This window comes from Streptomyces sp. CB02959, assembly GCF_002803155.1.
Lineage (GTDB): Bacteria > Actinomycetota > Actinomycetes > Streptomycetales > Streptomycetaceae > Streptomyces.
The window spans coordinates 342,412-365,624 of sequence record NZ_NNBP01000004.1 but is presented as its reverse complement, the minus strand read 5'-3'; the positions used below and the strand labels follow the sequence as shown (position 1 = coordinate 365,624).

The window sequence follows — 23,213 nt, the reverse complement described above, 5'->3', positions numbered from 1 at the left end:
CGGCCTCTGCCACTGACCTGCCGCTCCGCCGGTGACCTGCGAAGTCACCGGCGGAGCGGCTTTTTGGGTACGAAAAGCGAGCTTTGGTCGGTGTACCGCGACGCGGTTACTGTCTGCCCGCGCAGCTGCCGGATCACCGACCGTCCCGCCCGGACGGCAGGGGCTGCACACGGAAGGAGTTGCGGCCCTCGTGGTGTCCCATCGCCGTACCTCGCAGCGCGGCCAGACCACCCTCGCCTCGGTCACCGTCCTGTCCGCCGCCCTGGCGACCGCGGCGGCCGCGCTGTCGGCCCAGCCGGCCAGCGCCGACCCGTCCGGTACCGCCGGAGCGGCGGTCGCCGGGCACTCCGCCGAGTCGCCCGGCCGGGAAGGCGCCGCCGCCCGGGTCGGCAAGCTCTACGAGGAGGCCGAGCGGGCCACCGAGAAGTTCAACGGGGCCAACGCCCGCACCAGGGAACTGCGTGACCAGGTGTCGGCCCTCCAGGACCGCGCGGCCCGGACCCAGCAGTGGGTCAACCGGCTGCGGGCCCGGCTCGGTGCCGTGGCCGCCGCCCAGTACCGGTCCGGCGGGCTCGACCCCACCGTCCGGCTGCTGCTCTCCGAACGGCCCGAGAGCTACCTGGAGAAGGCGTCCGCGCTGGACCGGCTGAGCGGCACCCAGGCGCACGAACTGCACCGGCTCCAGGCCGCGACCCGGGAGCTGGAGCAGCAGCGCCGCGAGGCGGTCCGGAAGCTGGCCCAGCTGGAGATCGGCCGGGCCGAGGTGGCCCGGCACAAGAAGGACGTCCAGCGGAAGCTGTCCACCGCGCGGCGGCTGCTCAACGCCCTGCCCTCGGGCGCCCGGGCGGCCTACGACCGGGCCTCCCGCAGCGACGGCCGGGACGAGATCATCCCCGACCTCGCCGGGATCGTGGCGGGCTCGGGCCGGGCCGCGGCCGCGGTCGCCGCGGCCCGCGCCGCGGTCGGCGCCCCCTACGCCTGGGGCAGCACCGGCCCCTCGTCGTTCGACTGCTCCGGACTCACCCAATGGGCCTACAACCAGGCCGGGGTCTCGCTGCCGCGCACCTCCCAGGCCCAGCGCGGCGCCGGGGCCCGGATCCCGCTGTCCCAGGCCCGGCCCGGCGACCTGGTCATCTACCGCTCGGACGCCAGCCACGTCGGGATGTACGTCGGCAACGGGCAGGTCGTGCACGCGCCCTACCCGGGCGCCCGGGTGCGCTACGACCCGGTCGGCATGATGCCGATCTCCGCGATCACCCGGCCCTGAGCCGCACCCCCCTGCGGTGTTGCCCCGGCCGGGCCGCCCTTACGATCGGCCGCATGGCGGAGCAGAGGGCGCGACGCAGGCGGCCGTGGCGGGCCGCACGGGCGGCCGGCTGCGCGGTGCCGCTGCTGGCGCTGCTGGTCCAGCTCACCGGCTGCGCCCCGGCGGAGAGGCCCACCGAGCAGTACCCGGGGGCCCAGCAGATGCTCGACGCGCGGGCCGGCGCCGTCCGGCGGCACGACGCCGCGGCCTTCCTGGCCTCCGTCGACCCCCGCGCCACCGGCTTCCGCAGCCGGCAGCGCGCGGTCTTCGACCATCTGGCCGCCGTCCCGGTCGCCGACTGGCGCTACGACCTGGTCTCCACCGGCGCCTTCCCGCTGCCGATGGGCGACGGCCTGCGGCTGGCCGCGCAGGTGCGGCTGCGCTACCGCCTCCAGGGCTTCGACACCGCGCCGGTCACCAGCTTCCAGTACCTCACCCTCACCGAGCACGACGGGCGCTGGCTGGTCGCCTCCGACTCCGACGGCGCGGCCGACGGCAAGGGCGCCACCCGCCAGCTGTGGGACCAGGGCCCGGTCCGGTTGGTCCGCGGCCGGCACAGCCTGGTCCTGGGCGGGGACGGGGACCCGGCGCGGCTGCGCGACCTGGCGAAGCGGGTGGACGCGGCGGTGCCCGCGGTCTCCGCGGCCTGGAAGGGCACCTGGGCGGGGAAGGTGGTGGTGGAGGCGCCCGACACCGTCGAGCAGATGGCGCAGCTGATGGGCAGTGACGATCCGTCCGGGTACGCCGGGATCGCGGCGGTCACCACCGGGGAGGCGGGCACGGCGGGCGCGGCCCCGGCGGACCGGGTGATCGTCAACCCGGACGCGTACGAGGAACTCAACAACCTGGGCCGGACGGTCGTCCTGACGCACGAGACGACGCACGTCGCCACCCGCGCCCTCACCACGCCCGCCACCCCGCTGTGGCTCTCCGAGGGGTTCGCGGACTGGGTCGCCTACCGGGAGGTACACCGCCGGCCCACCACCACCGCCCCGGAGCTCTCCCGCGCGGTCATGGCGGGGAGGCTGCCCGCACGGCTGCCGGGCGACGACGACTTCGGCTTCCGGGCCGGTGCGGAGCGGTTGGCCAAGGCGTACGAGGGCGGCTGGCTGGCCTGTCGGCTGATCGCCGAGAAGTGGGGCGAGGCCCGGCTGATCGCCTTCTACCGGGACACCGGGCGGCGCGGGCTCCGCACCACGGCGGCCGGTCCGGTCGCGGCACCCATCGAGGCCAGGACCGCCGCCCCCACGGCCTCGGCCGCCCCCGCGGTGGACGGCGGCAGTGCCCGGCCGAGCGATCGCAGCGGAGTGGTGGAGCGCGCGATGCGCGAGCAACTCGGCGTCGGGCTGGCCGAGTTCACGGAGATGTGGCGCGCCTATGTGCGTCGCGAGCTGGACTGAGCGAGGGGCGGGCGCCGGGCACCCCGGTCGGCTCCGCGGCCCGGTCCCGGCCGGTGGAGGCGCGCAGCCGGCGGCAGGCGAGCAGGGACGCGGCCACCAGCAGGCCGTTGCGCAGCACCAGCAGCGCGATGCCCCGGGCGTCGCTCGCCACCACGTCCGCGAAGCCGACCGGGAACTCCAGCAGGGTCACGCCGGCGGCCGGCAGCACCAGCACGGCCGGCAGGACCTGCCGGCTCGCCCGCACGGTCAGGCAGACCGCGGCCAGCCCGACCAGCCACAGCAGGTACTGCGGGCTGATCACCCGGCTGGTGGTGGTGAAGAGCAGGACGGCGGTGAAGGCGGCGTCGCAGTGCGTCGCGGGGCCGAGCTCCCCGAGCGTGCCGGCCCGCAGCCGCCAGTGCAGCAGCCAGGCGAACGCGGCACCGGTCAGCGCCAGCGAGAGGACGCTGACCAGGGGGACGCCCGGACCGAGGAACTCCAGTGAGCCGTAGTGGAGTTGCACCTCGCCGGGCCAGCCGGCGTGCCGGGCGAGGTGGAGGACCAGTGCGCCCAGCGACTCGACCTCCGTGCCGCGGTCTCGCTGGAAGGTGACGAAGGAGAGCGCGCCCGGCGCCGCCACGACCGCGGTCAGCGTCAGCGCCGCGGCCCAGCCCGCGGCGCTCCACCACAGGGCGCGGGCCCGGCGGCCGCGGAGCGGTGCCCCGGCCAGCAGCAGCACCGGCCAGACCTTCAGCAGCGCGCCGCAGGCCACCAGCGCGCCCGCGGTGCGCGGCCGGCGGGCGGCCGCGAACAGCGCCGCCGCGGCCACCGCCGCCACCATCAGGTCGTAGCGGGCGTAGGAGGTCGGGCCGAGCAGGGCGACGCCGGCGATCCACGCCCAGGCCCCGGTGCGGCGGTGCCCCGGTGCGCGGCCGGCCCGCAGGAAGAGCGCCAGCGCCGCCGCGTCCACCGCCAGCACCAGCACGAAGAACGCGGTGGCGTAGGGGAGGAACGGCAGCAGGCCGGGGGCGAGGACGGGCAGCGCGGCGGCCGGCGGGTACTGCCAGGTGACGTCGTCCAGGGGGAAGGTGCCGGACCGCAGGACGTCGGCCCAGCCCTGGTAGATCCCCGAGACGTCGGTGGTGACGTCCGGACCGGGCAGCACCAGCACCTGGAAGACGTAGAGCAGGAGCAGTGCCCGGGTCGCGGCCCAGGCCGCCCAGGCGGCCGCTGCCGACCGGGAGAGCCGGGCGGCCCAGGTGGTCCGGGCGGGGCGGGCCGCCGCGGCGCACCGGGGTGTGGCCTCGGATGCGCCCGGGTCGCTGTCGGTGCTGGTCATCGTCACCCCGTCGGTCGTCGTGCCTGCATGATGCCGGGAGGGGCGGAGCACGGCCGGGCAGGCCGGGCGCGGGCGTGGCGGGGCGCGCCACCCGGTCCCGGCCGCCCACCCGGTACTGTCGGCGCAGGACCGTCCGGGCCGCCCCGCGACCCGTTCGCCGCGTGACCGCCGATCATCGAGAGACCGCCGACCGCCGAGAGACCACCGTGCACAAGACCCTCATCGTCACCAACGACTTCCCGCCCCGGCCCGGTGGAATCCAGGCGTTCCTGCACAGCATGGCGCTGCGGCTGGACCCCGACCGGGTCGTCGTCTACGCCTCCACCTGGAAGCGGACCGAGGAGGGCCGGGCGGCCACCGCCGCGTTCGACGCCGAGCAGCCGTTCCCGGTGGTCCGGGACGCCACCACGATGCTGCTGCCGACGCCGCGGGTGACCCGGCGGGCGGTCTCGCTGCTGCGTGAACACGGCTGCTCCTCGGTGTGGTTCGGGGCCGCCGCGCCGCTCGGGCTGATGGCGCCGGCCCTCCGCGCGGCCGGCGCCCGCCGGATCGTGGCGACCACCCACGGCCACGAGGCCGGCTGGGCGCAACTCCCCGCCGCCCGGCAGCTGCTCCGCCGGATCGGCGAGGGCACCGACACCCTCACCTACCTCGGCGAGTACACCCGCTCGCGGATCGCCGCCGCGCTCACCCCCGACGCCGCCGCCCGGATGGTCCAACTCCCGCCCGGCGTCGACGAGAAGACCTTCCACCCGGACTCGGGCGGCGCCGCGGTACGGGCCCGGCTCGGGCTGGCCGACCGGCCGGTGGTGGTCTGCGTCTCCCGGCTCGTCCCGCGCAAGGGGCAGGACACCCTGATCGAGGCCCTGCCCGCGATCCGCGCCGCGGTGCCGGACGCGGTGCTGCTGGTCGTCGGCGGCGGCCCGTACGAGGAGCACCTGCACGCGCTGGCCCTGGAGAAGGGCGTCGCCGACGCGGTCCGCTTCACCGGCGCCGTCCCGTGGGAGGAGCTGCCCGCCCACTACGGTGCGGGCGACGTCTTCGCGATGCCCTGCCGCACCCGCCGCGGCGGGCTGGACGTGGAGGGCCTGGGCATCGTCTACCTGGAGGCGTCCGCCACCGGGCTCCCGGTGGTGGCGGGCGACTCGGGCGGCGCGCCCGACGCGGTCCTGGACGGCGAGACCGGCTGGGTGGTCCCCGGTGGTTCCCCGGAGGCCGCCGCGGACCGCATCGTCACCCTCCTCAAGGACCCCGACCTGCGCCGCACCATGGGTGCGCGCGGCCGCGCCTGGGTGGAGGAGAAGTGGCGCTGGGACCTGCTGGCGGAGCGGCTGCGGGAGCTGCTGTAGCGCGGGACGGGCGCGGGCAGGCCCGTGTCCCCGGGTGAATGCGCGGTGCCCCGCACCCTCTTGGAGGGTGCGGGGCACCGCGCGTCCGGCCCGTCGGCGGGTGCGCCGTCAGCCTCGGTAGAGCGCCTCGATCTCCTCCGCGAAGTCCTTCGCGACCACGTTCCGCTTCAGCTTCAGCGACGGCGTCACGTGCCCCGACTCCTCGGTGAACTGGGTCGGCAGGATACGGAACTTGCGGACCGACTCGGCCTTGGAGACCGCCGCGTTGCCGTCGTCGACCGCGCGCTGGACGGCGGCCAGCAGCTCGGGGTCGTCGGCGAGCCGGGTGGGCGTGACGTCGGCCGGGTGGCCGTGCTCCTCGGCCCAGCGCGGCAGGAACTCCTCGTCGAGGGTGATCAGCGCGCCGATGAACGGGCGGCCGTCGCCGACCACCATGCACTCGGCGATCAGCGCGTGGGCGCGGATCCGGTCCTCGATGACGGCGGGGGCCACGTTCTTGCCGCCCGCGGTGACGAGTATCTCCTTCTTGCGGCCGGTGATGGCGAGGTAGCCGTCCTCGTCGAGGGTGCCGAGGTCGCCGGTGTGGAACCAGCCGTCGGACAGCGCCTCCGCGGTGGCCGTCGGGTTGTTCCAGTACTCGGTGAAGAGGTGCTCGCCGTGCAGCAGCACCTCGCCGTCGTCGGCGATCCGGACCACCGAGCCGGGCAGCGGCTGCCCGACCGTGCCGATCTTCTGCCGGTCCCAGGGGTTGAACGCGGTCGCCGCACAGGACTCGGTCAGGCCGTAGCCCTCCAGGACGGTGAAGCCGATGCCGCGGTAGAAGTGGCCCAGCCGCTCGCCGAGCGGGGCGCCGCCGGAGATGGCGTGGGTGGCCCGGCCGCCGAGCACCGCCCGCAGCTTGCCGTAGACCAGGCGGTCGAAGACCTTGTACTTCAGCTTCAGCCCGAGGGACGGGCCGCCGGAGGTGTCCAGCGCCCGGCTGTAGGCGATCGCGGTCTCCGCCGCCTTGTCGAAGATCTTGCCCTTGCCGTCGGCCTGCGCCTTGGCCCGCGCGGAGTTGTAGACCTTCTCGAAGACCCGGGGGACGCCCAGGATCATCGTCGGCCGGAACGACGACAGGTCGTCCGTGAGGTTCTTGATGTCCGGTGCGTGGCCCAGCTTGATGGGTGCCATGACCGAGGCGACCTGCACCAGCCGGCCGAAGACGTGCGCGACGGGCAGGAAGAGCAGGACGGAGGAGTCGCCGGTGCGGAAGAGCGGGCGCAGCCGCTCGACGACGTTGCCGCACTCGGCGAAGAAGCTGCGGTGGCTGAGCACGCAGCCCTTGGGGCGGCCGGTGGTGCCGGAGGTGTAGACGATGGTGGCGGGGGAGTCCGCGTCGGCCAGCCCGCTGCGCTCGTCGACCTCCTCGTCGGTGATGTCGTCGCCGGCGGCCCGCAGTCGGGCGATGGCGTCCCGCTCGATCTGCCAGATGTTCGCCAGGTCCGGCAGCCGGTCGCGGACCGATTCCACCGTCGCCTCGTGGGCGGGGCTCTCCACCAGGATGCCCACCGCGCCGGAGTCGCCGAGGATCCACTGGATCTGCTCGGCGGAGCTGGTCTCGTATACGGGGACGGTGATCGCGCCCGCGCTCCAGATGGCGAAGTCCAGCAGCGTCCACTCGTAACGGGTGCGCGACATCAGGCCGACCCGGTCGCCGGGCTTGATCCCGGCGGCCATCAGGCCCTTGGCGGCGGCTCGGACCTCGGTGAGGAAGGTCGCGGCGGTGACGTCCTGCCAGCTGCCGTTCACCTTCCGTCCCAGGACCGCGACATCCGGGTACTGCGCGGCATTGCGGCGGATCAGGTCCGTCAGATTGCCGTCCGCGGGGACCTCGTACAGGGCCGGAAGGCTGAACTCGCGCAAGACTGCTGCTCCTCGAAAGCGCCGGCACCACGACGCTGTGTGCGCACCGGCTGCGGTCCATGATCATGCGGGGGGATTGGACGGCCCGGACGTTACCCATCGGTATTGCTTTTGGGATAGGGGGTTACGGCCAGATGTTCGATGCGTCACATGCTGCGGACACGTCATCGGGACTGCACGCGCAGACTAGTCCAGCCCCGAGGTGACCGGAAAGTAACCAAAGGGGCGCCCGCCGCCTCCCGGCGTGATCCAGGACCCGTCCGGTGGACCGGCGCCCGCCAGGCCCTAGGGTGACGCCATGCGCGTGCATGTGGTCAGTGACGTCCATGGCAACAGCCGGGACCTGGCGGCGGCCGGAGACGGGGCCGACGCCCTGGTCTGCCTCGGCGACCTGGTCCTCTTCCTCGATTACGCGGACCATTCGCGCGGCATCTTCCCCGACCTCTTCGGGGTCGCCAACGCCGACGCCCTGGTCGAGCTGCGCACCGCCCGCCGCTTCGACGAGGCCCGCGAGCTGGGCCGCCGGCTCTGGGCCGAGCTGGACCGCTCGGGCGCCGGCCGGGAGGCGGTCATCGAGGCCGCGGTCCGCCGCCAGTACGCCGACCTCTTCTCCGCCTTCCCCACCCCCACCTACGCCACCTACGGAAACGTCGACATACCGCGGCTGTGGCCCGAGTACGCCGGAAACGGCACCACCGTCCTGGACGGGCAGCGGGTGGAGATCGGCGGCCGGACCTTCGGCTTCGTCGGCGGCGGCCTGACCACCCCGATGAAGACGCCGTACGAGATCAGCGACGAGGAGTACGCCGCCAAGGTCGAGGCGATCGGCGAGGTGGACGTGCTGTGCACCCACATCCCGCCGGACGTCCCCGACCTCTGCTACGACACCGTCGCCCGCCGATTCGAACGGGGCAGCGCCGCCCTGCTGCACGCCATCCGCACCACCCGGCCGCGCTACGCCCTCTTCGGGCACGTCCACCAGCCGCTGGTCCGCCGGGTCCGGATCGGCGGTACGGAATGCGTCAATGTCGGGCACTTCAACGCGACCGGCAGGCCCTACGTGCTGGAGTGGTGAGGCCGGCGGCCGCCCGGCGGCGGGGCCGTCGCGGCGGGCCTGCTGGTGTCGGTCCGGGTTCCCCCGCGCGGTAGCCTTCAGCAGCACAGACACCGCGTAACGGGGTCTCCCCCGCTCGAACGGAAGTGAGAGCCCGGGGAAGGGTCGGCGGACCGGCACGAATCGGCATGGAGGAGTCACGGCGATGGCCGAACACACCAGCTCGAACATCACGATCGAGGCGGCACCGGCCGAAGTGATGGGAGTGATCGCCGACTTCGACCGCTATCCGGAGTGGACCGGAGAGGTCAAGGAAGCCGAGATCCTCGCCACCGACGACCGGGGCCGCGCGGAGAAGGTGCGCCTGGTGCTGGACGCCGGCGCCATCAAGGACGACCACACCCTCGCCTACACCTGGACCGGCGAGAACGAGGTCAGCTGGTCGCTGGTCAAGTCGCAGATGCTGCGCGTCCTGGACGGCTCCTACCGGCTCGCCGCGCTGGAAGGCGGCACCCGCACCGAGGTGACCTACCAGCTCACCGTCGACGTCAAGATCCCGATGCTCGGGATGATCAAGCGCAAGGCCGAGAAGGTCATCATCGACCGGGCGCTGGCCGGGCTGAAGAAGCGGGTCGAGAGCGGCGGCCCCGCGGCGTCCGGTGCCGCGGCCGCCTCCGACGAGGTCGAGAAGCACTGAGCGTGCGCACCGTCCTCGTCACCGGCGCCGGCGGCGCGGGGCGCACCACGCTCGCCGCCGCGACCGCCCTGGCCGGTGCCCGGCAGGGCGCGCGGACGCTCCTGCTCACCACCCAGAGCAGCGCGCCGGAGGCGGTCCTCGGCGTCCGCCCCGGCGTCGCCGAGCCGTCCGCGATAGCCGCGGCCCCCGGCCTGTACGCCCGCCGGATCGACCCCGCCGAGCGGTTCCGCCAGGAGTTCCTCGCCTTCCAGGAGCGCGCCGGCGCCGCCCTCGACCTGCTCGGTGCGGCCCCCCTCGACGAGGACGAACTCACCGAACTGCCCGGCTCCGAGTCCTTCGCGCTGCTGCACGCGCTGCGCACCGCGCACGCCTCGGACGCCTGGGACCTGCTGGTCGTCGACATGCCGCCGGCTGCCGAAACGATCCGGCTGCTCGCCCTGCCCGCCCAGGTCCGCCGCTACCTCCGCCGCCTGCTGCCGGCCGAGCGCCAGGCGGCCCGCGCGCTGCGCCCGGTGCTCGCGCAACTCGCCGGCGTCCCCATGCCGGCCCAGAAGCTGTACGAGGCCGCCGAGCGCTGGGAGCGCGAACTCGCCGCCGTCCAGCGGGTGGTGGACGCCCCCGGCACCTCCGTACGACTGGTCACCGACGCCGGACCGATCGCCACCGCCACCCTGCGCTCCGTCCGCGCCGGCCTCGCGCTGCACGGCCGCCGCACCGACGCCGTGCTGGTCAACCGGCTGCTGCCCACCGGCTCCGCCGACCCCTTCCTGGCCGGGCTCTCCGGCAGCCAGCAGACCGCCCTCAAGGCGCTGCGCGCGGAGTTCCCCGACGTCCCGGTCCACGAGGTGCCGCACCTGGGCCGCGACCCCCAGGGCATCGACGAGGTGGGCGCGCTGCTCGACGGCTCCACCGGCACCCTGACCCCGCAGGAACCGACCGAGGCCCCCGCCGACCCCTGGACCGTCGAGGACCGGCTGGCCTCCGAGGGCATCCTGGTCTGGTGGGTGCCGCTGCCCGGCGCCCAGCGGGAGGGCCTCGGCCTGGTGCGCCGCGGCGACGAGATCGTGGTGACGGTCGGCCGCTTCCGGCGGATCCGGACGCTGCCCTCGGCGCTGCGCCGCTGCACCGTCTCCGGTGCCGCGCTGCGCGACGGCTCCCTGGAGATCCGCTTCACCCCGGATCCGGGGCTGTGGCCGCGGACCGCGCCGAGCGACTGAAGCGGGCACCCCCGTTCGGGTAACGTCGTAAGACGTCACCACCGTGCAGGTGCCCGCCCGCAGTGCCCCGGCACCGCACGGCCCCGTCCGGTCCGTACCGCCCGCAGGAGTCCACGGAGTCCGCCATGAGTGATGCCACCGAGCGCCCCGCCGACCGCCGCGCCGAGCCCGATGCCGACGCCTGGGAGACGGCCTGCGCCGAGGACCTCGCCGCGGAGCAGGCCCGCCGCCGGGCCGAGTACGGCCCCCAGCAGGGCAGCGCCGCCGAGGAACTGCGCCGGCTCGCCGACGCGGTGACCGACAAGCTCTCCGCCATCCAGCTGCCCGGCGCGCTGGGCGGGACGGCCGCCAGCAGCGCGGTGAACCAGCTGCTGAAGCAGGCCAAGGCCGCCGTCGAGCCGGTCATCGAGCGCAACCCCGACGTCTTCGACCACCTCGCCGCGGCCGGCTCCGAACTCCTCGCCGCCTACCGCTCGGTGGTGGAGGGCAGCGAACGCCGCTGGACCCGCGACGCCACCGCCGAGGACCACCCCGGGGGCGAGGCCGGCGACCCGCGCGACGACGGTCCCGCCGGCACCGAGCGGATCGACCTCGACTGACCCCTCCCACCGCCCGCCCGGCGAGGGAGCCCCTCCCACCTCCGCGGCCGTGAGCGGCGGGGGAGTTCCCCCTGCCTCCGGTACGGTGGATCCCGGCGGGGTTCGAGCGAAAACTGAGGGACACATGGGACTCACCATCGGCGTCGACATCGGCGGCACGAAGATCGCGGCCGGCGTGGTCGACGAAGACGGTTCGATCCTCGAAACGTGCAAGGTTCCGACCCCGCGAGCCACCGACGCGCTGACCGAGGCCATCGCGGACGCCGTCCGCACGGTCGGTGCCGGCCACCATGTCGAGGCCGTCGGCATCGGCGCCGCCGGCTACGTGGACGAGAAGCGGGCCACGGTCCTCTTCGCCCCGAACATCGACTGGCGCCACGAGCCGCTCAAGGACAAGGTCGAGCAGCGCGTCGGGCTCCCCGTCGTCGTCGAGAACGACGCCAACGCCGCGGCCTGGGGCGAGTACCGCTTCGGCGCCGGGCAGGGCCACAGCGACGTCATCTGCATCACCCTCGGCACCGGCCTGGGCGGCGGCATCATCATCGGCAACAAGCTGCGCCGCGGCCGCTTCGGCGTCGCCGCCGAGTTCGGCCACATCCGGGTCGTCCCCGACGGCCTGCTGTGCGGCTGCGGCAGCCAGGGCTGCTGGGAGCAGTACGCGTCCGGCCGCGCCCTGCTGCGGTACGCCCAGCAGCGCGCCTTCGCCACCCCGGAGAACGCCGCGGCGCTGCTGGCGCTCGGCGACGGCACCCCCGAGGGCATCCAGGGCAAGCACATCAGCGCGGCCGCCCGCCAGGGCGACCCGGTCGCCATCGACTCCTTCCGCGAACTGGCCCGTTGGGCCGGTGCCGGCCTCGCCGACCTGGCCTCGCTCTTCGACCCGTCCGCGTTCATCGTCGGCGGTGGGGTCTCGGACGAGGGCGAACTGGTCCTCGACCCGATCCGCAAGTCGTTCCGGCGCTGGCTGGTCGGCAGCCAGTGGCGCCCGCACGCCCAGGTGCTCGCCGCGCAGCTCGGCGGCGAGGCCGGACTGGTCGGCGCGGCCGACCTGGCGCGCCAGGGCTGACACGGATGGCGGCCGAGCGCTCCGGACGGCCCCCGTCCGGCACCGTGGGCCTCGCCGGTACGGGTACCGGCGAGGCGGCCGCTGCCGCCGGACTCCCGGCCTCCGCCACCGCGGCGGACGGTTCCGCGGTCGTCCGGGTGCTCAGCTACAACATCCGCTCGATGCGCGACGATCAGGCGGCGCTGGCCCGGGTCATCCGGGCCTGCGCCCCCGATCTCGTCCTCGTCCAGGAGGCGCCGCGCTTCTTCCGCTGGCGCAAGGCCGCCGAGCGCCTCGCCCGGGCCGGCGGCCTGGTCCATGTCACCGGCGGTGCCACCACCGCGGGCCCGATGGTCCTCGCCCACCTCCGCGCCCACGTGGAGCGGACCGAGGACGTCCTGCTGCCCCGCACCCCCGGACTGCACCAGCGCGGTCTGGCCACCGCCGTGGTCCGCTTCGGAGCGGCCCGGCTCGGCGTGGTCAGCTGCCACCTCAGCCTCGACCCGCGGGAGCGCTACGACCAGGCCGGGCTGCTGCTGGAGCGGGTCGCCGGGCTGGGTGTGCCGCACGCGGTGGTCGGCGGCGACCTCAACGACCGGCCGGACGGGCGGAGCTTCCGGCGGGTCGCGGCGGTCCTCAGGGACGGTTGGGCGGCCGAGCCGTGGGGCGGCGAGTTCACCTCCACGCCGCATGTGCCGCGGCAGCGGATCGACGCGGTGTTCGCCACGGACGGTGTGGAGTTCCTCGGGTGCGGGGTGCCGCACGGATTGCCGGGCGTCCGCGCGGAGGACCTTCGCGCGGCCTCGGACCATCTGCCGGTCCTGAGCGCACTCCGGGTGCCGGTCGGCGGCTGACCCCTAGGTCGTGTCCGCAAAGTCCCGTCGTTCGCCCGAACGGCAGGCGGGACTTTGCGGACACGACCTAGCCGGTCCGCGGCTCAGACCACCGCCCCGCCGCCCGGTACGTCCTCGTCGTCGTCCCGGTCGTTGGTCATCCGGGCGAAGAGGGTGCCCAGGCCGCCCAGGAATCCGCCGATGCCCAGCACCGCGATCCACCAGGTGACCGGCTGCTGGAGGACGACCGTGAGGATCAGCAGCAGCGGGCCGCCGAGGGCCGCGATCCAGGCGAACTTGGTGGTGGTGTCGGCGGTCGGCAGCGGCGGCGGCTCGGGCGGCGTGAAGTGGCCCTCGTCGGTCTCGTCGAAGTCGTCGTCGGAGGGCTCGTCGGGGGTCCAGTCGCGCGGCCCCACACCGGGGGCGAAGACCACGAAGCTGCCGGGGCGCGACGGGGAGCCGTCGGCGGGCGCGCCGTCGGCGGGACGGAGGGCGGGGGAGTCCGGGGTGTCGCCGTCAGCGCCGTCCGCGCCCGCGCCGTCCGGCCGCACACCGTCCGGCCGCACACCGTCCGCCCTCGCGCCGTCGGCCGCCGCGCCGTCCGGAGCCGCGGCCCGGTCCGGCCGGTGGTCCGTGGCCGGGAACTCCGGCCGTTCGCCGTAGCCCGCGACGATCTCGGCCCACGCGGCCTCCTCGTCGAGCGGGTCCCGGGGGTCGCGGGGGCTACGCTCCGCCACTGGCCGCCGTCCCCTCCTGGACCGCGTCCCGCCGGGCCCGGGGGGCGAGCCGGGTGATGAAGGAGTAGCTGTCCTGGAAGATCTGCTCGGCGTCGTGGTCGAGCGTGGCGACGTGGTAGCTGCGCTCCAGCAGCGCGTGCCGGACGTCGGTGGACGAGACCCGGCTGAGGATCCGCTCGGAGTCGACGGGCGGGACGACGTGGTCCTGCGGGCTGGTCAGCACCAGCAACGGCTGGGTGACGCGCGGGAGTTCGGCGTCGACCAGCTGGAAGAACCGCCGCAGCGAGTGCGCGGCGTGCAGCGGCACCCGGTCGTAACCGACCTCCACCGCACCGGGCTTGGCGATGTCGCTGGCGATCCCCTTGGTCGACCGGACGACGTGCCGCAGCGCCGGCAGCAGCGGGGCCGCCGCGTCGTGGACCTTGTTGCCGGGGTTGACCACGGCCACCCCGCTGATCGTGTCGCCGTGCCGGGCGGCCAGCCGCAGCGCCAGCGCGCCGCCCATGGACAGTCCGCAGACGAAGACCTCGGTGCAGCGCTCGGCCAGCGCGCGCAACTCCCGGTCGACCTCGGCGTACCAGTCCTGCCAGGTGGTGAGCTGCATGTCCTCCCAGCGGGTGCCGTGGCCGGGCAGCAGCGGCGCGGAGACGGTCAGCCCCCGGTCGGCGAGGTATTCGGCCCAGGGGCGGATGGACTGCGGGGAGCCGGTGAAGCCGTGGCAGACGAGGACGCCGACGTCTCCGCCGTCACGGCGGAACGGCTCGGCTCCGGGGAGGAGCGGCACCGGTGGACTCCGATCGGTGAGGGGCTGGCGGGTTACCTCAGGGTACGCGGAGTGACCGCGGCGGGGTAGGGCCACGGCCGTCCGGAGCGCCAGGTCGGGGGACCGGCGCGGGGGCGCGAACGGGACCCCGGCACGGCCCCCGGCGGGCCCGCACGCGGTCTCCTGGCCCGCCGCGGCCCCCGGCGCGCCGTGCGGGGGTTAAGGTCAATGCGTCAGACACAGGAGGCAGTCGGTTGATCTACGGCGCAATGAAGTTTTCCATCGGCGGTCCGCTGAGGCTCGCGTTCCGGCCCTGGGTGGAAGGCATCGAGAACGTTCCCGCCGAGGGTCCGGCGATCCTCGCGAGCAACCACCTGTCCTTCTCGGACTCCTTCTTCCTGCCCGCGGTGCTCGACCGCAAGGTCACCTTCATCGCGAAGGCCGAGTACTTCACCTCCCCGGGCGTGAAGGGCAAGTTGACCGCGGCGTTCTTCAAGGGCGTCGGACAGCTCCCGGTCGACCGCTCGGGCGCCCGCGGCGCCGGCGAGGCGGCGATCAAGAGCGGTATCGAGGTGCTGGAGCGCGGCGAGCTCTTCGGCATCTACCCGGAGGGCACCCGGTCCCCGGACGGGCGGCTCTACCGCGGCAAGCCGGGCGGCCTGGCGCGGGTGGCGCTGGCCACCGGGGCGCCGGTCATCCCGGTCGCGATGATCGACACCGAGAAGGTGCAGCCGCCCGGCAAGGTCCTGCCGAAGATGGTCCGGCCCGGCATCCGGATCGGCAAGCCGCTGGACTTCAGCCGCTACCAGGGCATGGAGGGCGACCGCTACATCCTGCGCTCGATCACCGACGAGGTGATGTACGAGATCATGAAGCTCTCCGGCCAGGAGTACGTCGACGTCTACGCGACCGCGGCCAAGCGGCAGATCGCCGAGGCGGCCAAGGCCGCGGAGGCACAGAAGAAGGCAGAGGCGTAGGACGGCGAAGGCCGGCCGGGCCACCGCCGCACAGGACGGGACGGACGGACGAGCCGAGTCCGGGGGCGGGGCGGCCCCGGTGAGGGGTGGGGGCCGGCATGACGGATGCCGACATGGACGACGCACGATCCACGGGCGGCGCGGCCCGGGACGATCGGGGCGCGGCGCCCGCCGGGCGCCGCAAGGTGATGCGGATGTCGGTCGAGCTGCCGCTGTGGCGGGCGCTCACCGGCTACCGGATCCTGACCCTGGTCTACGTGCTGTGCCTGTTCGCGGTCTCCTACCCGCACTACGCGCACCCGCTGGGCGCCACCGCCTACATGGCCGTGCTCACCCTCTGGACGGCGCTGACCTGGCGCCGCACGACGTCCGCGGAGCGCTGCACCCGGCAGTTCCTGGTCGGCGACCTCACCGTCGCGGTCGGCGGGATCCTGCTCACGTCCGTGATCGACTCCCACGCCCGCATCATGGCCGGCGCCGCGACCCTGCCGTCCATCTGGACGGCGGGCGCCGTGCTGGGCTTCGCCATCAAGGGCGGCTGGCGGTGGGCCGCGGTGGCCTCCACCATCGTGGCGGTGGCCAACCTCGTCGAGCGCGAGGAGCTGGCCCGGGACACCGTCCACAACGTGGTGCTGGTGTGGGTGGCCAGCGTCGCCATCGGCTACGTGGTCGAGGTGGCCCGGGCCAGTGAGCGCACCCTGGCCCGCGCCCTCCAGATCGACGCCGCCACCCGCGAACGGGAGCGGCTGGCCCGCGACATCCACGACAGCGTGCTCCAGGTGCTCGCCATGGTGCAGCGGCGCGGCACCGCGATCGGCGGCGAGGCGGCCGAGTTGGGCCGGATGGCGGGCGAGCAGGAGGTGGCGCTGCGCACCTTGGTCGCCGGCGGGCTGGTGCCCCGGCAGCGGGTGGTGGCGGAGACCGCGGCCGACGGCGGTTCCGCGGCTCACCAGGCGGTCCCCGGTCCGCCGCCGGCCGCCGGAGCCTGCGACCTGATGGCGCTGCTCGCCCCGCACGCCGGGGCCGGGGTGACGCTCTCCGGGCCGTGCTCCCCGGTCGAGCTGCCGGCCGCCGCGGCGGTGGAGCTGGCCGCCGCTGTCGGTGCGGCATTGGACAATGTCCGGGTGCACGTGGGGGCCGAGGCCCGCGCGTGGATCCTGGTGGAGGACGAACCGGACGCGGTGATCGTGACGGTGCGCGACGAGGGCCCCGGCATTCCCGAGGGGCGGCTCGCCGCGGCCGAGCGCGAGGGCCGCCTCGGGGTGGCGCTGTCGATCCGCGGCCGGCTGCGGGAGTTGGGCGGCAGCGCCGAGTGGATCTCGGTCCCCGGCCAGGGCACGGAAGTGGAGCTGAAGGTACCCAAGGGCATCGTGCCCGAGGGCGGACGACGGGGGAGAGCGCGCGCATGACGGAGGGGACGGGCCTGCGGGTCATGGTGGTCGACGACCACCCGATGTGGCGGGACGCGGTCGCCCGGGATCTGGCGGCGGCCGGATGCGACGTGGTGGCGACGGCCGGGGACGGGCTCCAGGCGGTGCGCCGGGCCCAGGCGACGGCGCCCGACGTGCTGGTGCTGGACCTCAATCTGCCGGGGCTGCCCGGCGTCCAGGTGTGCAAGGAGCTGGTCGGCGGCGATCCGTCGCCGCGGGTGCTGGTGCTCTCCGCCAGTGGTGAGCACGCCGACGTCCTGGAGGCGGTGAAGTCGGGGGCCACCGGCTATCTGCTGAAGTCGGCCAGCACCGAGGAGCTGATCGACGCGGTCCGCCGCACCGCCGCCGGCGACCCGGTGTTCACCCCGGGTCTGGCCGGTCTGGTGCTCGGCGAGTACCGCCGGCTGGCGGCGGAACCAGCCCCGGCGGCCGCCGACGAGCCCGACGCCCCCCGGTTGACGGAGCGGGAGACCGAGGTGCTGCGCCTGGTCGCCAAGGGACTCTCGTACAAGCAGATCGCCGAGCGCCTGGTCATCTCGCACCGCACGGTGCAGAACCACGTCCAGAACACCCTCGGCAAGCTCCAGTTGCACAACCGCGTCGAGCTGGTGCGGTACGCGATAGAGCGCGGCCTCGACGGCGTCTGAGCCGTTCGCCGTCCCCGCCGGCGACCCTCCGTCCGCTCGTACGGGTGAAGACCTCGGGTCAACTCCCGTGCAATTGGCGGGGATCGGCGCGCACACCATCCCGGAGTGACCCAGGTCACCATTAGCGTGACCGGCGTTACGCTCATGGACGGCCGTACGCGGCCACGGACGGGACGAAGGTGAAGCGATGCGGGTCGGAGTACTGACCGGCGGCGGCGACTGCCCGGGTCTGAACGCGGTAATCAGGGGCATCGTCCGCAAGGGCACCCAGGAGTACGGATACGACTTCGTCGGTTTCCGGGACGGCTGGCGCGGACCGCTGGAGGGGCGCAGCGTGCGGCTGGACATCCCGGCGGTGCGCGGCATCCTGCCCCGCGGCGGCACCATCCTCGGCTCCTCGCGGACCAACCCCTTCAAGGAGGAGGACGGGGTCCGCCGGATCAAGGAGACGCTCGCCAAGCACGAGATCGAGGCGCTGATCGCGATCGGCGGGGAGGACACCCTCGGCGTCGCCTCCCGGCTCTTCACGGAGTACGGCATCCCCTGCGTCGGCGTGCCCAAGACCATCGACAACGACCTGTCGGCCACCGACTACACCTTCGGTTTCGACACCGCGGTCGGGGTCGCCACCGAGGCCATCGACCGGCTGCACACCACCGCCGAATCCCACATGCGGGTGCTGGTCGTCGAGGTGATGGGCCGGCACGCCGGCTGGATCGCGCTCCACTCCGGCCTGGCCGGCGGCGCCAACGTCATCCTCATCCCGGAGCAGCGCTTCGGCGTCGACGACGTCTGCCGCTGGATCGAGTCCCGCTTCAAGGCCAGCTACGCGCCGATCGTGGTGGTCGCCGAGGGCGCCATGCCCAAGGACGGCGAGATGGTGCTCAAGGACGGCAGCACCGACTCCTTCGGGCACGTCCGGCTCTCCGGCGTGGGCGAGTGGCTGGCCAAGGAGATCGAGGCGCGCACCGGCAAGGAGGCCCGGACCACCGTCCTCGGCCACACCCAGCGCGGTGGCACCCCCAGTGCCTTCGACCGCTGGCTGGCCACCCGCTTCGGGCTGCACGCCATCGATGCGGTGCGGGACGCCGACTACGGCACGATGGTCGCGCTGCGCGGCACCGACATCGTCCGGGTGCCGCTCGCCGAGGCGACCGCCAAGCTGAAGACCGTCGATCCGGCGCTCTACGCCGAGGTCGGCGTCTTCTTCGGCTGAACCGGGCCGTCCGCTCCCCGGGCGGCACCGGCGCGCGATGGGCCGTATATTCGCCATGACGCGACATATCCGGCCCATTGCCGCTGTGCGGCGCCGCCGCCCGAGGACCACCGGCGGGGGAGAACCGGGAGGGAACGTGGAGATCGTCGCCTTCGGCGTGCAGACGGACGAGCGGCCGATCCTGGAGAAGGCGTTCGCCGGCCGCCACCAGGTCCGCGCCCTGGACGTCTTCCTCAACCGCGACACCGCCCCCATCGCGCACGGCTACGAGGTCGTGTCCACCAGCGTCAACGACGACCTGACGGCCGAGGTGCTGCAGGCCCTCGCCGCCGGCGGCACCAAGATGGTCGCCCAGCGCTCCACCGGCTTCAACAACATCGACCTGGAGGCCGCGGCCGATCTCGGCATGACCATCGGCCGGGTCTCCGCGTACTCGCCGCACGCGGTCGCGGAGTTCGCCTGGATGCTGGCGCTGGCCGTGAACCGGCGGCTGGTCCCGGCCGCCAACCGCACCCGGAACTTCGACTTCCGGCTGGACGGCCTGATGGGCCGGGACCTGTACGGCCGGACGGCCGGGGTGCTCGGCACCGGCAAGATCGGCACCGCGTTCACCCGGATCGCCCGCGGCTTCGGGATGCAGCTGCTCGGCTGGGACCTCGTCGAGAGCCCGGAGTGCCTGGCGCTGGGCATGCGCTACGTCCCCCGGGAGCGGCTGTTCGCCGAGGCGGACCTGGTCACCCTGCACGTCCCGCTGACCGACGACACCCGGCACCTGGTCGACGCCGCCGCGCTCGCCGCCATGAAGGACGACGCGATCCTGGTGAACTCCAGCCGCGGCGGGCTGATCGACACCGCGGCCCTGGTCGAGACGCTCAAGACCGGCCGGCTCACCGGCGTCGGCCTGGACGTCTACGAGGAGGAGGCCGGCCTGTTCTTCTACGACAAGTCCCTGGACGTCATCAGCGACGACACCCTGGCCCGGCTGATGACCTTCGCGAACGTGCTGGTCACCTCGCACCAGGCGTACTTCACCCAGGAGGCGGTCGGCCAGATCGTCGAGACCACCGTGGTCAACGTCGAGGACCACCTGGCCGGCCGCACCAACGGGCACATGCTGGTCACACGAGGACAGCTGCCAGCAGCTGCGCGGTGACCGCCGCACCGTCCAGGGTCAGCACCGACTCGGGGTGGAACTGCACCCCGGCGAAGCCCGGGCCGCGCAGCGCATGGACCTCGCCGGTGGTCTCGTTCCGGCTCAACTCGACGCGGTGCATGGCGAGTTCGGCGGCGGTCCGGTCGTCGCAGCGGGCCGTGAAGGTGTTGTAGAAGCCCACCGTCTCGGTCCGGCCGAAGAAGTCGATCCGCTCCTGGGCGCCCTGGAACGGCACGTCCTTGCGCACGATCTCCAACCCCAGCTCCGCGGCGAGGAGTTCGTGGCCGAGGCAGACCCCCAGCAGGCCGTGACGGTGGCCCGCCACCAGTTCGGCGGTGAGCGCGCGCAGGAAGCGCATCTTGGGGTCGGCGGGGTCGGACGGATTGCCCGGTCCGGGGCCCAGCACCACCGGCCCCTGGTGCGCCAGGGCGGTCGCGCGCAGCCCCGGCTCGTCGTAGCGGCGGACCGTCACCGTCAGCCCCGAGGTGCGCAGCAGGTGCGCCAGCATCGCGGTGAAGGTGTCCTCGGCGTCGATCACCAGGGCGTGGCCGTGCAGCCCGGCGACCGGTGCGGTGGTCTGCATCCGCAGCCAGAACGGGGCCAGGTCGGCGCGGCGGGCGTCCAGCGCGGCCCGCACCCGCGGATCGTCGGCCAGCCGCGGCGCCGGCCCGGCCGCGGCCCGCACCGGCGCCGGCCGGACCCCCAGCGCGGTGAGCACGCCGGCCGCCTTGGCGTGCGTCTCGGCGACCTCGGCGGACGGGTCGGAGGCGCGCACCAGGGTGGCGCCGACCGGCACCCGCAGCCGGCCGCCCTCACCGGAGATGTCCGCGGTGCGGATCAGGATCGGGGAGTCCAGCGTCTGCGACCCGCTCGCGTCCCGGCCGATCAGCGCCAGCGCGCCCGCGTAGTAGCCGCGGCCGCGCCCGTCCGGGCCGACCGGCTCGTGCCGTTCGATGACCCGGCAGGCGTTCTGCACCGGCGACCCGGTCACCGTCGCCGCGAACATCGTCTCCTTGAGGACCTCCCGCACGTCCAGGGTGGAGCGGCCGCGCAACTCGTACTCGGTGTGCGCGAGGTGCGCCATCTCCTTGAGCCGGGGCCCGACCACCACCCCGCCCTGGTCGCCGACGGTGCACATCATCTTCAGTTCCTCGTCCACCACCATGGACAGTTCCTCGACCTCCTTGCGGTCGCCGAGGAACGCCAGCAGGCTCTCCGCGCTGGGCCCCTCGGCGGGGTAGCGGTAGGTCCCGCTGATGGGGTTCATCACGACGGTGCCGCCGGCCATCCGGACGTGCACCTCCGGGCTGGCGCCGACCAGCGTGCGCACTCCCGGCCGGTGCACCACGAACGTCCAGTACGCCCCGCGCTCACCGGCCAGCAGCCGTCGGAACAGCGCCAGCGCGTCGGCCGCCGAGAAGTCGGGGATCTCGCCCTCGAAGGTCCGGCGGATGACGAAGTTGGCGCCCTCACCGGTGCCGATCTCCTCCCGCACCACCCGGTCGACGATCTCCGCGTAGGCCGCGTCCGTCACGTCGAACGCCCCGGCCTCCACCCGGACGTCGTGCGTCGGGAGCGCCGCCAGCAGCGCGTCCAGCGGCAGCTCGTGGCACTCGGCCGGGCGCAGTACGGCCAACGGGGTGCCGTCGTCGTGCGCCCGGAAGCCGCGTTCGCGGATCTGCCGGAACGGGATCAGGGCCAGCGCGTCGGTCACCGGCGCGCCGGGCGCCCCGTCGCCGAGCGGGATGTCGGCCAGCCGCTCGACCTCGGTCACCTCGCCGATCAGCACCTCGACCGTGCCGCCGTCCCGGCCGGGGGCGCGGCGGCGGAGCAGGGCGAACGGCGGGCAGGCGGGGTCGAGCAGCCGCTGGACCAGCGCGGCGGCGGTGGGCCGGGTCTGGGGCTCGGGGTGCATGGCGGTTCCTTCCGGGAGTGTTGCCGGTGTGGAGGGAACGGCCGCGGGAACACCGAAGGCCGCCCCTCGGGCGGCCTTCGCGGTCTGTGGATGCGTACGCGAATCAGTGGGCCGCCGGCTGGGCGGTCCACCACCAGTTCATGTTCATGATCGGTCGCGTGTGCATGTCGGGCACCCTACCGGACCCCGGCCGCGGCGGCGTCTCACAGTCCGGATGGCGGACGGACACCCCTCCGGGACCCCGTAATGTGGTGTGTGTGACCGTGAACGCTGAAACCCACGCCGGTGGCAACACCTGGCGAGACCTGCCCGCGGCGCAGCAGCCTGACTGGCCGGACCAAGAGGCTCTGCGCGATGTGATCGCGGAGCTCGAGTCCTATCCGCCGCTCGTCTTCGCGGGCGAGTGCGACCAGCTGCGCGAGCGCCTGGGCGCGGTCGCCCGAGGCGAGGCGTTCCTGCTTCAGGGCGGCGACTGCGCGGAGGCCTTCGACGCCGTCTCCGCCGAGCACATCCGCAACAAGCTCAAGACGCTCCTCCAGATGGGCGCCGTGCTGACGTACGCCGGGTCCGTCCCGGTGGTCAAGGTCGGACGGATCGCCGGCCAGTACAGCAAGCCGCGCTCCAAGCCGACCGAGACCCGCGACGGGGTGACCCTGCCGACCTACCGCGGCGACTCCGTCAACGGCTTCGAGTTCACCGAGGCGGCCCGCATCCCGGACCCGCAGCGGCTCAAGCGGATGTACAACGCCTCCGCGGCCACCCTCAACCTGGTGCGCGCCTTCACCACCGGCGGCTACGCCGACCTGCGCCAGGTGCACGCCTGGAACCAGGACTTCGTGAAGTCCTCGCCCTCCGGCCAGCGGTACGAGGCGCTGGCCCGCGAGATCGACCGGGCGATGAACTTCATGAACGCCTGCGGGGTGGACCCGGAGGAGTTCCGGACCGTGGAGTTCTACTCCTCGCACGAGGCGCTGATCCTGGACTACGAGTCGGCGCTGACCCGCGTGGACTCCCGCACCGGGAACCTCTACGACGTCTCCGGCCACATGGTCTGGATCGGTGAGCGCACCCGTCAACTGGACGGCGCGCACATCGAGTTCGCCTCCCGGATCCGCAACCCGATCGGCGTCAAGCTCGGCCCGACGACGACCCCTGAGGACGCGCTCACCCTCATCGACCGGCTCGACCCGAACCGCGAGCCGGGCCGGCTGACCTTCATCACCCGGATGGGCGCGGACAAGATCCGCGAGAAGCTGTCCGACCTGGTGGAGAAGGTCACCGCCTCCGGTGCCCAGGTCGTGTGGATCTGCGACCCGATGCACGGCAACACCTTCGAGGCGGCCTCGGGTCACAAGACCCGTCGCTTCGACGACGTGCTGGACGAGGTCAAGGGCTTCTTCGAGGTCCACAAGAGCCTCGGCACGCACCCGGGCGGCATCCACGTCGAGCTGACCGGTGACGACGTCACCGAGTGCGTGGGCGGCGGCGACGAGATCTTCGTCGACGATCTGCACCAGCGCTACGAGACGGCCTGCGACCCGCGGCTGAACCGCAGCCAGTCGCTGGACCTGGCCTTCCTGGTGGCGGAGATGTACCGCGACCAGTAACAGCGGCGCGAGACGAGTGGGGCGCGGATCCTGTGATCCGCGCCC

Annotated in this window: 20 protein-coding genes; 15 read left to right on the top strand and 5 right to left on the bottom strand. The window is 74.0% G+C overall.

Features of this window, described 5'->3' with window-relative positions; all coding sequences use genetic code 11:
• The first annotated feature begins 190 nt into the window (after positions 1-190).
• Positions 191-1,267 (top strand): NlpC/P60 family protein, encoded by a 1,077-nt coding sequence (locus CG747_RS09555; protein WP_100601217.1) that lies wholly within the window; start codon positions 191-193, stop codon positions 1,265-1,267.
• A gap of 53 nt (positions 1,268-1,320) precedes the next feature.
• Positions 1,321-2,706: a hypothetical protein gene (locus CG747_RS09550; protein WP_100601216.1), complete on the top strand. Its 1,386-nt coding sequence runs from the start codon at positions 1,321-1,323 to the stop codon at positions 2,704-2,706.
• On the opposite strand, the gene CG747_RS09545 is transcribed toward CG747_RS09550, so the two are convergent.
• The gene (locus CG747_RS09545) at positions 2,663-4,024 is read right to left on the bottom strand and encodes a glycosyltransferase 87 family protein (RefSeq protein WP_100601278.1); all 1,362 of its coding nucleotides are present in this window, start codon (positions 4,022-4,024) and stop codon (positions 2,663-2,665) included. The genes CG747_RS09550 and CG747_RS09545 overlap by 44 nt on opposite strands.
• Positions 4,025-4,230: 206 nt before the next feature.
• Between CG747_RS09545 and CG747_RS09540 the strand changes: the two genes are divergently transcribed.
• Entirely contained in the window at positions 4,231-5,373 is a 1,143-nt protein-coding gene (locus tag CG747_RS09540) for a glycosyltransferase family 4 protein (RefSeq protein WP_100601277.1), read from the top strand.
• 108 nt (positions 5,374-5,481) lie between these two features.
• Here the strand turns inward: CG747_RS09540 and CG747_RS09535 are convergent, their stop codons facing one another.
• Positions 5,482-7,278: a long-chain fatty acid--CoA ligase gene (locus tag CG747_RS09535; protein ID WP_100601215.1), complete on the bottom strand. Its 1,797-nt coding sequence runs from the start codon at positions 7,276-7,278 to the stop codon at positions 5,482-5,484.
• A gap of 298 nt (positions 7,279-7,576) precedes the next feature.
• On the opposite strand from CG747_RS09535, the gene CG747_RS09530 reads away from it, so the two are divergent.
• From CG747_RS09530 to CG747_RS09505, 6 genes are all read left to right on the top strand, one after another.
• Positions 7,577-8,353, top strand: coding sequence for a metallophosphoesterase (locus CG747_RS09530; protein ID WP_100601214.1), 777 nt, complete (start codon positions 7,577-7,579; stop codon positions 8,351-8,353).
• A gap of 184 nt (positions 8,354-8,537) precedes the next feature.
• Complete coding sequence (locus CG747_RS09525; RefSeq protein ID WP_100601213.1) at positions 8,538-9,029, top strand: SRPBCC family protein; 492 nt, start codon at positions 8,538-8,540, stop codon at positions 9,027-9,029.
• A gap of 2 nt (positions 9,030-9,031) precedes the next feature.
• Complete coding sequence (locus tag CG747_RS09520) at positions 9,032-10,246, top strand: ArsA family ATPase (protein WP_100601212.1); 1,215 nt, start codon at positions 9,032-9,034, stop codon at positions 10,244-10,246.
• Between the two features lie 125 nt (positions 10,247-10,371).
• Positions 10,372-10,845: a DUF5304 domain-containing protein gene (locus tag CG747_RS09515; protein ID WP_100601276.1), complete on the top strand. Its 474-nt coding sequence runs from the start codon at positions 10,372-10,374 to the stop codon at positions 10,843-10,845.
• A 124-nt stretch (positions 10,846-10,969) separates the two neighbouring features.
• Positions 10,970-11,911 carry an ROK family glucokinase gene (locus CG747_RS09510; protein WP_100601211.1) on the top strand — a complete coding sequence of 314 codons (942 nt, stop codon included), beginning with the start codon at positions 10,970-10,972 and terminating at the stop codon, positions 11,909-11,911.
• A 5-nt stretch (positions 11,912-11,916) separates the two neighbouring features.
• A complete protein-coding gene (locus CG747_RS09505; RefSeq protein WP_180985456.1) occupies positions 11,917-12,744 on the top strand; it encodes an endonuclease/exonuclease/phosphatase family protein in 828 nt (275 codons plus the stop codon).
• 83 nt (positions 12,745-12,827) lie between these two features.
• On the opposite strand, the gene CG747_RS09500 is transcribed toward CG747_RS09505, so the two are convergent.
• Positions 12,828-13,460 carry a hypothetical protein gene (locus CG747_RS09500; protein ID WP_100601210.1) on the bottom strand — a complete coding sequence of 211 codons (633 nt, stop codon included), beginning with the start codon at positions 13,458-13,460 and terminating at the stop codon, positions 12,828-12,830.
• On the bottom strand, positions 13,447-14,244 hold the full coding sequence (locus CG747_RS09495) for a carboxylesterase (protein WP_100601209.1): 798 nt from the start codon (positions 14,242-14,244) through the stop codon (positions 13,447-13,449). The genes CG747_RS09500 and CG747_RS09495 overlap by 14 nt, the downstream gene beginning before the upstream one ends.
• A 248-nt stretch (positions 14,245-14,492) precedes the next feature.
• On the opposite strand from CG747_RS09495, the gene CG747_RS09490 reads away from it, so the two are divergent.
• From CG747_RS09490 to CG747_RS09470, 5 genes are all read left to right on the top strand, one after another.
• A complete protein-coding gene (locus tag CG747_RS09490; protein WP_100601208.1) occupies positions 14,493-15,200 on the top strand; it encodes a 1-acyl-sn-glycerol-3-phosphate acyltransferase in 708 nt (235 codons plus the stop codon).
• A gap of 113 nt (positions 15,201-15,313) precedes the next feature.
• The gene (gene macS / locus CG747_RS09485; RefSeq protein ID WP_374701751.1) at positions 15,314-16,609 is read left to right on the top strand and encodes a MacS family sensor histidine kinase; all 1,296 of its coding nucleotides are present in this window, start codon (positions 15,314-15,316) and stop codon (positions 16,607-16,609) included.
• Positions 16,606-17,277, top strand: coding sequence for a response regulator transcription factor (locus CG747_RS09480; protein WP_100601207.1), 672 nt, complete (start codon positions 16,606-16,608; stop codon positions 17,275-17,277). Before macS ends, CG747_RS09480 begins: the two co-directional genes overlap by 4 nt.
• Positions 17,278-17,464: 187 nt before the next feature.
• On the top strand, positions 17,465-18,493 hold the full coding sequence (locus CG747_RS09475; protein WP_100601206.1) for a 6-phosphofructokinase: 1,029 nt from the start codon (positions 17,465-17,467) through the stop codon (positions 18,491-18,493).
• 136 nt (positions 18,494-18,629) lie between these two features.
• Positions 18,630-19,646 (top strand): 2-hydroxyacid dehydrogenase, encoded by a 1,017-nt coding sequence (locus tag CG747_RS09470; protein WP_100601205.1) that lies wholly within the window; start codon positions 18,630-18,632, stop codon positions 19,644-19,646.
• Here CG747_RS09470 and CG747_RS09465 read toward each other — a convergent pair.
• The gene (locus CG747_RS09465) at positions 19,612-21,561 is read right to left on the bottom strand and encodes an anthranilate synthase family protein (protein WP_100601204.1); all 1,950 of its coding nucleotides are present in this window, start codon (positions 21,559-21,561) and stop codon (positions 19,612-19,614) included. The two genes, CG747_RS09470 and CG747_RS09465, sit on opposite strands and share 35 nt — an antisense overlap.
• Positions 21,562-21,824: 263 nt before the next feature.
• Here CG747_RS09465 and CG747_RS09460 point away from each other — a divergent pair, with 263 nt between their 5' ends.
• Positions 21,825-23,168 (top strand): class II 3-deoxy-7-phosphoheptulonate synthase, encoded by a 1,344-nt coding sequence (locus CG747_RS09460; RefSeq protein WP_374701754.1) that lies wholly within the window; start codon positions 21,825-21,827, stop codon positions 23,166-23,168.
• Positions 23,169-23,213: the final 45 nt, after the last annotated feature.

Coding starts and splice junctions, on each gene's coding strand:
- CG747_RS09550 (WP_100601216.1), top strand. CDS start 1,321: ATGGCGGAGCAGAGGGCGCGACGCAGGCGGCCGTGGCGGGCCGCACGG.
- CG747_RS09545 (WP_100601278.1), bottom strand. CDS start 4,024: ATGACCAGCACCGACAGCGACCCGGGCGCATCCGAGGCCACACCCCGG.
- CG747_RS09530 (WP_100601214.1), top strand. CDS start 7,577: ATGCGCGTGCATGTGGTCAGTGACGTCCATGGCAACAGCCGGGACCTG.
- CG747_RS09525 (WP_100601213.1), top strand. CDS start 8,538: ATGGCCGAACACACCAGCTCGAACATCACGATCGAGGCGGCACCGGCC.
- CG747_RS09515 (WP_100601276.1), top strand. CDS start 10,372: ATGAGTGATGCCACCGAGCGCCCCGCCGACCGCCGCGCCGAGCCCGAT.
- CG747_RS09510 (WP_100601211.1), top strand. CDS start 10,970: ATGGGACTCACCATCGGCGTCGACATCGGCGGCACGAAGATCGCGGCC.
- CG747_RS09505 (WP_180985456.1), top strand. CDS start 11,917: ATGGCGGCCGAGCGCTCCGGACGGCCCCCGTCCGGCACCGTGGGCCTC.
- CG747_RS09490 (WP_100601208.1), top strand. CDS start 14,493: ATGAAGTTTTCCATCGGCGGTCCGCTGAGGCTCGCGTTCCGGCCCTGG.
- macS (WP_374701751.1), top strand. CDS start 15,314: ATGGACGACGCACGATCCACGGGCGGCGCGGCCCGGGACGATCGGGGC.
- CG747_RS09480 (WP_100601207.1), top strand. CDS start 16,606: ATGACGGAGGGGACGGGCCTGCGGGTCATGGTGGTCGACGACCACCCG.
- CG747_RS09475 (WP_100601206.1), top strand. CDS start 17,465: ATGCGGGTCGGAGTACTGACCGGCGGCGGCGACTGCCCGGGTCTGAAC.
- CG747_RS09465 (WP_100601204.1), bottom strand. CDS start 21,561: ATGCACCCCGAGCCCCAGACCCGGCCCACCGCCGCCGCGCTGGTCCAG.